The organism is Streptomyces soli (assembly GCF_003999195.1).
GTDB classification, from domain to species: Bacteria; Actinomycetota; Actinomycetes; order Streptomycetales; family Streptomycetaceae; genus Actinacidiphila; species Actinacidiphila soli.
In genome coordinates, this window is the sequence record NZ_RJVR01000313.1 from 1 (window position 1) to 9831 (window position 9831).

Below are 9831 nucleotides of genomic sequence, written 5' to 3' on the forward strand. Positions count from 1 at the left end.
TCCACGGACAGCCCGCCCTCGGTGCCGGGTACGCCCACCGCGAGCAACGTCACCAGCACGTCGTTGACCTTGAACTGGACCGCCGCCACCGATGACCACGGCATCAAGAACTACGACGTCTACCGCGGCGCCAGTGTGATCGGCACGGTCACCGGCACCACGTACAGCGACAGCGGACTGACCGCCGCCACCGCCTACACCTACAGCGTCAAGGCCCGCGACACCGCGAGCCAGGTCGGCCCCTCCAGCGGTGTCCTCACCGTGACCACCGCGAGCAGCACCGGAGGCGGTGGTGGCGGCAGCGGCACTACCGTGAAGATGGGCTACTTCGCCGACTGGGGCGTCTACGGCCGCCAGTACTTCCCCAAGAACATCGAGACCTCCGGCAGCGCGTCGAAGATCAACACGATCAACTACTCCTTCGGCAACGTCACCAATGGCCAGTGCGCCGCCGGTGACGCCTACGCCGACTACCAGATGACGTACACCGCCGCGAACAGCGTGGACGGCACCGCCGACACCTACAGCCAGCCGGTGGCCGGCGCCATCAACCAGCTCCGCGAGCTGAAGAAGCTGCACCCGGGCCTCAAGGTTGTCTGGTCCTTCGGCGGCTGGACGTGGTCTGGCGGTTTCGCCCAGGCCGCGGCCAACCCGGGCGCCTTCGCCACGTCCTGCTACAACCTGGTCGAGGACCCGCGCTGGGCCGACGTCTTCGACGGCATCGACATCGACTGGGAGTACCCGAACTCCTGCGGCCTGTCCTGTGACACCAGCGGCCCGGCGGCGTTCACCAACGTGATGTCCGCACTCCGCGGCAGGTTCGGCAGCGACCTGGTGACCGCGGCCATCACGGCGGACGGCTCCGCCGGCGGTAAGCTGGACGCCGCCGACTACGGGACCGCCGCCCAGTACATCGACTGGTACAACGTCATGTCGTACGACTACTTCGGCGCCTGGGCCTCCCAGGGTCCGACCGCCCCGCACTCTCCGCTGTACTCCTACAGCGGCATCCCGACCCAGGGCTTCTACAGTGACGCCGCTGTCCAGAAGCTCAAGTCCAAGGGCGTACCGGGAAGTAAGATCAACCTGGGCATCGGCTTCTACGGCAGAGGCTGGACGGGCGTCACACAGGATGCGCCGGGCGGCACTGCGACCGGGCCCGCGGCCGGCACCTACGAACAGGGCATCGAGGACTACAAGGTCCTCAAGACCAAGTGCCCGGCCACCGGCACCGTTGCCGGCACCGCGTACGCCCACTGCGGCAGCGACTGGTGGAGCTACGACACTCCGTCCACCATCGCCGGCAAGATGGCCTACGTGAAGAGCCAGGGCCTGCGAGGCGCGTTCTTCTGGGAGTTCAGCGGAGACACGAGCAACGGCGAACTCGTGACCGCGCTCAGCAACGGTCTCGCGTAAGGATCTGAACCACGTGCCGGGCAGGCGGAGTCACTCCGCCTGCCCGGCACACCCTTGTCACCCCAGCTTGACCACATCGCTGCCCTTGCCGAAAACCTCGTGCGTGCGGGTCAAGCGGCATGTTCGTATTCGTGGAGGATGCCGCCCAGGCTTTCGCGTCTGCGTATGTCGAGGCGGGCGATCTGCCCTGGATCGGGCCGATGCCGCGCTTGCGCAGGCCGGACACGATCGCGATGAGGTCCTGGATGGAACGGCCGAACCGGTCCAGCGACGGGGCGACGAGGATGTCGCCAGGGCGCAGGTAGTCGAGGGCCTTCCACAGTTCCTCGCGCTCGGCATTCTTGCCGGACTTCTTGTCCGAGAAGATCCGGCTGCATCCGGCATCGGTGAGGGCGCGGATCTGCCGGTCGAGCAACTGCTGCTTGGTGGACACGCGTGCGTATCCCACGAAATCGCCGGTCCGTACGGCCGGAACGGAGGCGAGGAGATCGGCGGTGTCGTCGTCTGGAGGCTGCTGCACCCGCCAGATCGTACAGAAAAGGGTCATGCCGAAGTTCTTGAGCACGCTCACTTTCTGACACCGTTTTATGGGCATGCTTCGGCATCGATCCGACCGCGAACCCCGGCTAGTCGATCTTGCTCATCAATCGGTCGATAGATCAGCACCGGCGCTTCCCGCTCTGCCCCGCCACCGGGCGAGGTCGTGCTGGGTGGCGAGGGTGTGAGGATGATCGGTGCCCAGCACACGTATCCGGTCGGCCAGCAGGTCCTCGAACGCCGCGGCCGCACCGGCCGCATCCCCCGCCTCCCCCCGCCACCGGGCAAGGTTGCTGCGGGTGGTGAGGGTGTCGGGGTGGTCTGGCCCCAGGCGGTTGCAGGTGGTGATGGCCATGTGCTCGAAGTGGTCGCGAGCGGTGGTGACTTGGCCGCTTTCACCGAGGCTGATGCCATACGGAAGAGCACCGCGTGGGAGGCGGGCCGGTGCAAGGCATCTTCGGCGGTGCGGATAAGGGCAGTGGTGTTGGCACGCAGGGCCTGGGCGAGGACCGTGTCGCGTTCGATGGCGGGCCAGGCAGCAGTGAGGGCGTCGGCAGCGGTGAGGGCGAGCTGGTCGTGCTGGTCGGGGGCGAGGGTGTCACGGGTGGCACGTTGGATGAGCTGGTGAACACGGACGGCCTGATGGGGGGTGTCGGGGTCGTGATCGATGAGGCTGAGCCGGTGCAGGGCGCGCAGGGACTGCACGGCGTCCCGGGGGGAAACCGGCTCTAGCTCGCCGGCGGGGTCTGGACTGGTTCGGCTGCGGTGCTGGGTGAGGTGGGTGAGCGCGGGCGGACTGGTCAGGACGGTCTGGGGGATGCCGTTGGGGTCGAGTAGGGCTGTCAGCTGGAGCATGGGTCGGGCCAGGCCTGCGGGGCGGAGGGTGTTGGCGCGGTCGATGGACAGGGACCAAGCGGCGGCGAGGGGAAGGGCCTGTTCGTCGGGGAGCTGATCAGGGGTAGTGTCGGCGAGTGCGGTGGAACGGTCCGCCAGCAGGACGCGGTAGGCGGCCACGTCCTCGCCGGAGTCGATGAGGTAGGCGGAGCCCTGGGAAAGAGCCAAGGGCAGATGACCGAGGTCGCAGGCGAGGGCGATGAGCTGGTCCGCGGGCTCGTGGCGGCCGTGGGCGGCCAGGGACATGGTGAGGCAGGCGACGGCTTCGGCCTCGGCGAACAGGCGTCGGCACCACGGCATCCGAGCTGGATGAGGATCCCGACTCTCGTCCTGCAGGCTGCCCCGTGGCGGGATTCACGCGTGCGGCCGGTAGAAGGCGATGGCGTTGTCGTGAAGGACTCGGCGGGCGGCCTCCTGTCCCAGGGTGTCGAGCACGACGTCCAGGTCGCTGTCGGCGAACGGTCGGGGTGCCCGTGGGCAAGGAAGGTCGGTGCCGAAGAGCAGCGCGTCGGGATTGGCGCGCCATAGGCGACGCAGGGCCTGCCCGATATTGAAGTCTGTTCGGCCGAACCCGCTCGCCTTCACGCGGACCCCGGCCTCCGCGAGCTTGACCAAAGTGGTCAGGCCAGCAGCGGACAGGCCCAGGTGATCGATGCTCGCCGCAGGCAGGGAGGCGACAAGATCGGCCAGGTCGTCGAGGTCTCGCGCGTCGACGTAGAGCTCCACGTGCCAGCCGACGGTCGTGTGCACCCGCCGCGCCGTCGCGGCGAGATCATCGAGGACGCCGCGGCCGCCCCGGTGCAGGTTGAACCGGACGGCCCGCACTCCCGCCGCGTCCAGGGCCGTGAGCTCCTCGTCAGTCACCGTCGCGGGCACCTGGGTGACGCCGACCCACCCCGGCCCGAGCCGTTCGAGCGCGGCGAGAAGGTAGAACTGGTCGAAGCCCTGCGTGGAGGCAGACACCACCGCACCACCCGCCAGTCGGACCGGCAGCGCCCCAACGCGGGTCAGGTAGTCCTCGACGGTGAACACGTCCGGCAAGAACCCCGCGTTTGCCGTCATTGGGTAAGCGGGGTCGAAGATGTGCATATGGCTGTCGAACACCGGCAGGACGTTCACGTCATCGGGAACGCGGCTCTGCTCTACCTGCATGACTCTCCTGACCCTCGCTAATTTCTTGACGTCAAGATATATGGTGTGCCATTCCGCTGTCGACCCGGAGACCACATACCCTCCCGCAGGGCGCGCCCCGGTAGGCAGCTCCACCAAACCCGCGCCTGCGCCTCGGCCTACCTGGTTCATGCCGCCGGCAGGTGCTGGCCACGGCCTGTTTCACGGCCACCTCCATGACCCAGCTGGACACCGCCCGTGTCACCGATGTCGCCCTGGACGCCAGCACGCTGATACTCCACGACTGTAGGAACGCCCGCCAGGGCCGCATGACCCATTCCGTGCCGGACTGGGCACGCCCCTTCCTACGGGCCGCGGTGTTCACCCACTTCCTCACCACCGGCAGCAGGAGTGACCGCCTCTTCACCGACCCCCTGGGCGTCCGGCCCTCTCTGCCCGCAACTCGGCCACACGCTGGTCGTACTCGCGCTGTGTGGCTTTGTCGGTGAGCCGCTGAACATGAACGAAGCCAGTCAGCGTCCGGCGGCGTTATCCAAGTCGCGGGCTGCACCGCCCCGGCTCTCCCCGTACGAGACCTGATCGCTGCCCCCAATGGCGTCATCATCGTGAAGGGGCCATCCGCCCCGGCATGATGGGACGCAGCGGTCGTCGGCTGCTTGGGTAACGCCTCCTCTGCTGACGGAACCAGGGTCGCTGCTCCCGCGTGATCATGAACCATGGATCAGAAGAATGAAGTGTGGCGCGCGCACGTCTCCGACCGGCACGAGCACCCCACCCCCGCCTCGCACCAGGCTTCGTGACCTGCAACTTTCAAGATGAACAATCCTCAGTGGATCCGAGGCCGCGGTTTGGGCGGGGTGGGTGGCCGTGCGTTCGCCCGGAACCGGGCCGGCGTGGTCGCGGTCGCCAGGCGAAAGGCCCGGCCGAAGGCGGATTCGGAGCGGTAACCCACCGCGGCGGCGATGGCGCTGACCGAACGGTCGCCATCGGCGAGCATGTCGGCGGCGATCACCATCCGCAGTCGGGTCAGGAACTCCCCGACGGCCATTCCGGTGGCGTGGCTGAAGTGGCGGATGAAGGTGGCCCGCGACATCGCGGCGCGATCGGCGAACTCCGCGATGCTCCAGTTCCGCCCCGGCTGGCGCAGCACGGCATCGATCACGTCGAGCACGGCCTCGTGGTCGGCTGCGGTCCACAGCACATCGTCCGACACTCGCCGTCCTGGCGAGCTGCGCAACACCATCGCCAGCAGCGCGTCGCAGAGTGAGGACACGATGGCCGCCGTGCCTGGTCCGTTGGCCTGGGCCTCCCGCCGCATGAGTGTGCTCAGCATCCGCGCCGGGTCGTCCGGGTCGGCGCCGAAGGACACGTGCAGCGGTTCGGGCAGTGTCCGGAACAACAGTTCGCCGGCTCCGGGTGCGAGGCTGTAGTGCCCGCAGAACAGGTCGATCTCAGCTCCGGCGCCGTGGGAGTGCAGCGTCGGGAACGCCACGCCGGTCTTCTCGACTGTCTCGATCGGCTCGGCGCTGTGTTCGACCAGGACCCGGTGTGCGCCGCCGTGCGGGAACAGCACGACGTCCCCGGCGCGCAGCTGGATCGTGCGGTCGCCGTACTCGACCGTGCACTGGCCCTCCAGCAGCAGGTGGAACGGTGCCTTGCCGGGCAGGCTGGCGGGGTTATCCAGGGAGAACTGCCCCGCCAGCAGGCAGCGCACGTCGACGCTGCCCTGGGGGCGGGCCAGTCGGATCAGTCGACTTACCGTATCCATGAGACGTTCTCGATAGTAATCGAGTCATTCACGCCTTGTCGGATCGAAGCCGTGGGGGGAGTGTGGAGATATGAACGCAATGCATGTTGACATTCTTGTCATAGGCTTCGGCAAGGGCGGCAAGACACTGGCCGCGACGATGGGCAGGCAGGGCAAGCGCGTGGCGATGGTCGAGCAGTCTGACCGGATGTACGGCGGTACCTGCATCAACATCGGCTGCGTGCCGACCAAGGCGCTGGTACGCCAGGCCGAGACGCGGCCTGCGAACGACAGCGCGGGGGAGTGGTACCGCAAGGCCGTTGGCGGCGCGGACGACCTGACGACCTTCCTGCGCGAGAAGAACTTCCAGATGCTCGATGTGATCGACACGGTGACTGTGGTCACCGGCCGGGCGAGGTTCGTGGACGCGAAGACCGTCGAGGTCACCGCCGGGGATGACCGGTTGACCATCACGGCGGACACCATCGTGATCAACTCGGGCGCCGAGCCTGCCGTCCCGGACATCCCCGGCCTTCGGGCCAGCGGGTACGCGGTGACCAGCACGGAGATGATCAGTACGGCGGACCTGCCGCGGCGACTGGTTATCCTTGGCGGGGGTTACGTCGGGATCGAGTTTGCCGGGATGTACAGCCAGTTCGGTTCCCAGGTGACCGTGGTGGAGGCCTTCCCGCAGATCATGCCCGGCGAGGATGACGACATCGTCGAGGCGGCCTCGGACATTCTGCGCGAGCGGGGGGTGGTGCTGACCACCGGCGCGCGGGTCAGCGAAGTCAGCGACGGCCCTGACACCGCGGTGGTCAGCTACGAGAAGGACGGTCAGGTCGCGACGGTCGAGGCCGACGTGATCCTGGTGGCGTTGGGGCGCGTGCCCGCCACTCAGGGGCTCAACCTCGCAGCGGCTGGCGTGCGGACGACGAACCGTGGCGCCGTCGAGGTCGACGAGCATCTGCGCACCAGTCAGCTACACATCTTCGCCGTGGGTGACGTCAACGGGGGTCCTCAGTTCACATACATTTCCCTGGACGACAGTCGGATCGTGGTCGATCAGCTCGCCGGCTCGGGTACCCGGTCCACGGCGGATCGGGTCGCGGTGCCTTACACCGTGTTCATGACGCCCCCGCTGGCCCGCGTGGGCCTGACTGAACGCCAGGCCCGGGACGGCGGTCGTGCGGTGAAGGTGGCCAAGAAGCCGATCGCCCAGATTGCCGCCATGCCCCGCGCCCGCATCGTCGGCAACACGCGGGGGCTGATGAAATTCGTGGTCGACGCCGAGTCCGACGAGGTGCTGGGCGCCGCCCTGCTGAACGTGGACTCCCAGGAGCTGATCAACTTGGTGTCACTGGCCATGCGCCATGGCGTGACCGCCACCGAGCTGCGGGACGGGATCTACACCCACCCGTCGTCGACCGAGGGCTTCAACGAAGTTCTCAGCGCCCTGCAGTGAAGACCGCGAGGCCAGACAGTACTCGCACCTGCGGGCGAACACTGCGTCGGCCATCACGTTGTCGCTCTCGGTGTCGATAGGCGACCACGGCCAGATGGAGGGCGCTTGCGGTGCCAGGCCAGCAGGGTGCCGGGCGTGACGGGGAGGACGTCGGCCCAGCGGCGGCGCGGTATCACCGAGGACAGCACCGAGGGCCAGAACCGGTCGGCCGACACCGGGACGCCGCCCGGGGCCTGCTGGGGCGGGTGCGGGCACGGTACTTCCGGCTGGCCCTGGCTACACCGGCCCCCTGGCCGACTGTGTGTGCGACATCCCGTGAGTTGCCATGGGCTCCGCTGAGGCCCCTGAGCGCGTGGCCAGCGGGTTTTCCCTCGTTCGAGCGCTCGCCGACTCGTGAGGGAACTTCGGGATTCTTGAAGCGTTCTCAGTTCCTCTGACCGATCTGCGATCTGATTGAAGGCGCGGCATCGGATGTTGTCACGCCGGTGGCGTGCCGGCAGACCTGGACTCCGGCTCGCCAAGAGTTGACATGGAGCGCGCTCCAACTGATGAAATCCTCGCCACGACCAAAAACTGAGGGGGCTGGCCATGCGTTACCGGGTGCTCGGCGGGACCGGCATCGAAGTGAGTGCGTACTGCCTCGGGACCATGATGTTCGGCGCTGTCGGCAATCCAGATCACGCCGACTGCGTCCGCATCATCCACACGGCCCTCGACCGAGGGATCAACTTCGTCGACACGGCCGACATGTACTCGGCGGGCGAGTCCGAAGAAATCGTCGGCAAGGCGCTCCAAGACCGCCGCGACGGGGTGGTGCTGGCCACCAAGGTCCACTTCCGCATGGGCGAGGGCCCCAACCGCAGCGGCAACTCACGCCGCTGGATCATCAAGGAGGTCGAAGAGAGTCTCAGGCGCCTGCGGACGGACTGGATCGACATCTATCAGGTCCACCGCCCCGACCATACAACGGACATCGAGGAGACGCTCTCCGCCCTGAGCGACCTCGTCCACCAGGGCAAGATCCGCGCCTTCGGCTGCTCCACCTTCCCGGCCGAGGAGATCGTCGAGGCGCACCATGTCTCCGAGCGGCGGGCCCTGCTGCGCTTCAGGACGGAGCAGCCGCCGTACTCGCTGCTCGCCCGGGGCGTGGAGACGTCCGTGCTCCCGGTTTGCCGACGTTACGGGATGGGCGTGCTGACGTGGAGTCCGCTCGCCTCGGGCTTCCTCTCCGGGGCATACCGCAAGGGTCGGCCCATCGACCTGTCCACGGGCCGTGCGGCGCTCACCCCGGCGCGCTTCGATCCGTCGATCCCCGAGAACGTCGCCAAGCTGGAAACGGTGGAAAAGCTCGCCCTGCTCGCGGACAGCATCGGCTGCTCGCTCCCCCAACTCGCCGTGGCCTTTCCCCTCGCACACCCCGCCGTGACCTCGGTCATCATCGGCCCACGGACCATGGATCAGCTGGAAGGCCTGCTGAAGGGCGGCGCACTCACCCTGGACGACGACACGCTCGACCAGATCGACGACATCGTGCCGCCCGGATCCAACCAGTACCACCCCGACGGGGCCTGGCGCGCCCCCGCGCTCGTCGACGTCGCCCGGCGCCGCCGGCCTCTCGCGGAGCGTGCAGCGGGCTGACCGCCGGCCCAGCCAGCAACAGGCGGGCTTCGGCCGCTCGGTATAGCGCTTTAAGTGCGTCGTCTGTTTTCACCACTGTGGGGTGGGTTGTGGTGGGCGGGTAGGCGTTGATGGTGTCGTCGGGTTGGTGAAGGGGGCTGTCGTTTCATGGGTGGGGTGGGTGGCGCCGGTGTAGGTATGAGTGCCCTTCCTGCCACTGGGTGCTGATGGTGTGTGGTGGGTGGGCGTCGGCTCGGGGAACCCGGGGCGCTGGGCCGCCATGTTCCCCGCATTAACGGGGGATGGTCCCCAGCGGACTCCCCTGCATTCGTGGAGCTTCCTCCAGCTTGGCCAGTACATCGAGTACAAGGCCAAGCAGGCTGGGGTGCCGGTGGTGTACGTCGATCCGGCGTACACCAGCCAGCAATGCTCCGAGTGCGGTCACATCGACCGGCGCAACCGCCACTCACAAGCGACGTTCGCCTGCCGGTCCTGCGGGGCCCTCATGCACGCGGACGACAACGCGTCCCACAACATCGGCCGCAAAGGCGAGACCGTGTGGACTGCGGGGCGTGAGTCACGCGCCCCTGCCACCCCATAGGGGTGTCTGGACGGAGGAGCCCACCCAGCAGCCAGTCGGGCGCTACCTCCAAGCCCGGTCCATTAGGACCGGGTCAGGTTGAGTATGCCGGACATGTCCGGTCGCTAAGGGGTGGAAGTCCCCACGAGGAGAGGTGAGACTAACTCGCTAGCCAAAGGCAAGGGCGTCACCGTGAGGTGGGGTCCGGAGGAAGCCGGAGGCAAAACCGGGTACCGATGTACAAGAACCGCGTAGAGGCGGGATGGACTGGGTTAGGCGGCTCAACACGCCAAAGCCCGCTCTCACCAAGAAGGCCATCACGTAGACGCGGCGGGGATCCGGGGAAGTAGCTATTCAGCAGGGTGCGGCCGGTTCGCTGGCCGGCTGGCATGATCGCTAGGGTGTCGGTGTGGGGGATGCCGTCTGGTCCGCGAAGGACCTCTT

The 9831-nt window shown here is 67.6% G+C and carries 7 protein-coding genes and 2 pseudogenes; 4 read left to right on the plus strand and 5 right to left on the minus strand.

Annotation, left to right across the window (positions count from 1 at the left end):
• The coding region (locus EFK10_RS35970) for a glycosyl hydrolase family 18 protein (protein WP_127359846.1) at window positions 1–1416 on the plus strand (1416 nt) is incomplete at its 5' end.
• On the opposite strand, the gene EFK10_RS51265 is transcribed toward EFK10_RS35970, so the two are convergent.
• The 5 genes and pseudogenes from EFK10_RS51265 to EFK10_RS35990 form a co-directional block, all read right to left on the minus strand.
• On the minus strand, window positions 1397–1987 hold the full coding sequence (locus EFK10_RS51265; RefSeq protein ID WP_240677679.1) for a recombinase family protein: 591 nt from the start codon (window positions 1985–1987) through the stop codon (window positions 1397–1399). The two genes, EFK10_RS35970 and EFK10_RS51265, sit on opposite strands and share 20 nt — an antisense overlap.
• 72 nt (window positions 1988–2059) lie before the next feature.
• Window positions 2060–2308, minus strand: coding sequence for a tetratricopeptide repeat protein (locus EFK10_RS51270; RefSeq protein WP_240677680.1), 249 nt, complete (start codon window positions 2306–2308; stop codon window positions 2060–2062).
• A gap of 284 nt (window positions 2309–2592) precedes the next feature.
• A pseudogene (locus EFK10_RS53825) lies at window positions 2593–3147 on the minus strand (tetratricopeptide repeat protein); the annotation flags it as partial.
• Between the two features lie 54 nt (window positions 3148–3201).
• Window positions 3202–3999, minus strand: coding sequence for an amidohydrolase family protein (locus tag EFK10_RS35985; RefSeq protein ID WP_127359847.1), 798 nt, complete (start codon window positions 3997–3999; stop codon window positions 3202–3204).
• Between the two features lie 805 nt (window positions 4000–4804).
• On the minus strand, window positions 4805–5746 hold the full coding sequence (locus EFK10_RS35990; protein WP_127359848.1) for a cupin domain-containing protein: 942 nt from the start codon (window positions 5744–5746) through the stop codon (window positions 4805–4807).
• A gap of 79 nt (window positions 5747–5825) precedes the next feature.
• Here EFK10_RS35990 and EFK10_RS35995 point away from each other — a divergent pair, with 79 nt between their 5' ends.
• The 3 genes and pseudogenes from EFK10_RS35995 to EFK10_RS36010 form a co-directional block, all read left to right on the plus strand.
• Window positions 5826–7190 carry an FAD-dependent oxidoreductase gene (locus tag EFK10_RS35995; RefSeq protein ID WP_240677682.1) on the plus strand — a complete coding sequence of 455 codons (1365 nt, stop codon included), beginning with the start codon at window positions 5826–5828 and terminating at the stop codon, window positions 7188–7190.
• 588 nt (window positions 7191–7778) lie between these two features.
• Window positions 7779–8828, plus strand: coding sequence for an aldo/keto reductase (locus EFK10_RS36005; RefSeq protein WP_127359850.1), 1050 nt, complete (start codon window positions 7779–7781; stop codon window positions 8826–8828).
• Window positions 8829–9114: 286 nt separating this feature from the next.
• Window positions 9115–9408 (plus strand): annotated as a pseudogene (locus EFK10_RS36010) (RNA-guided endonuclease InsQ/TnpB family protein); the annotation flags it as partial.
• Window positions 9409–9831 lie beyond the last annotated feature (423 nt).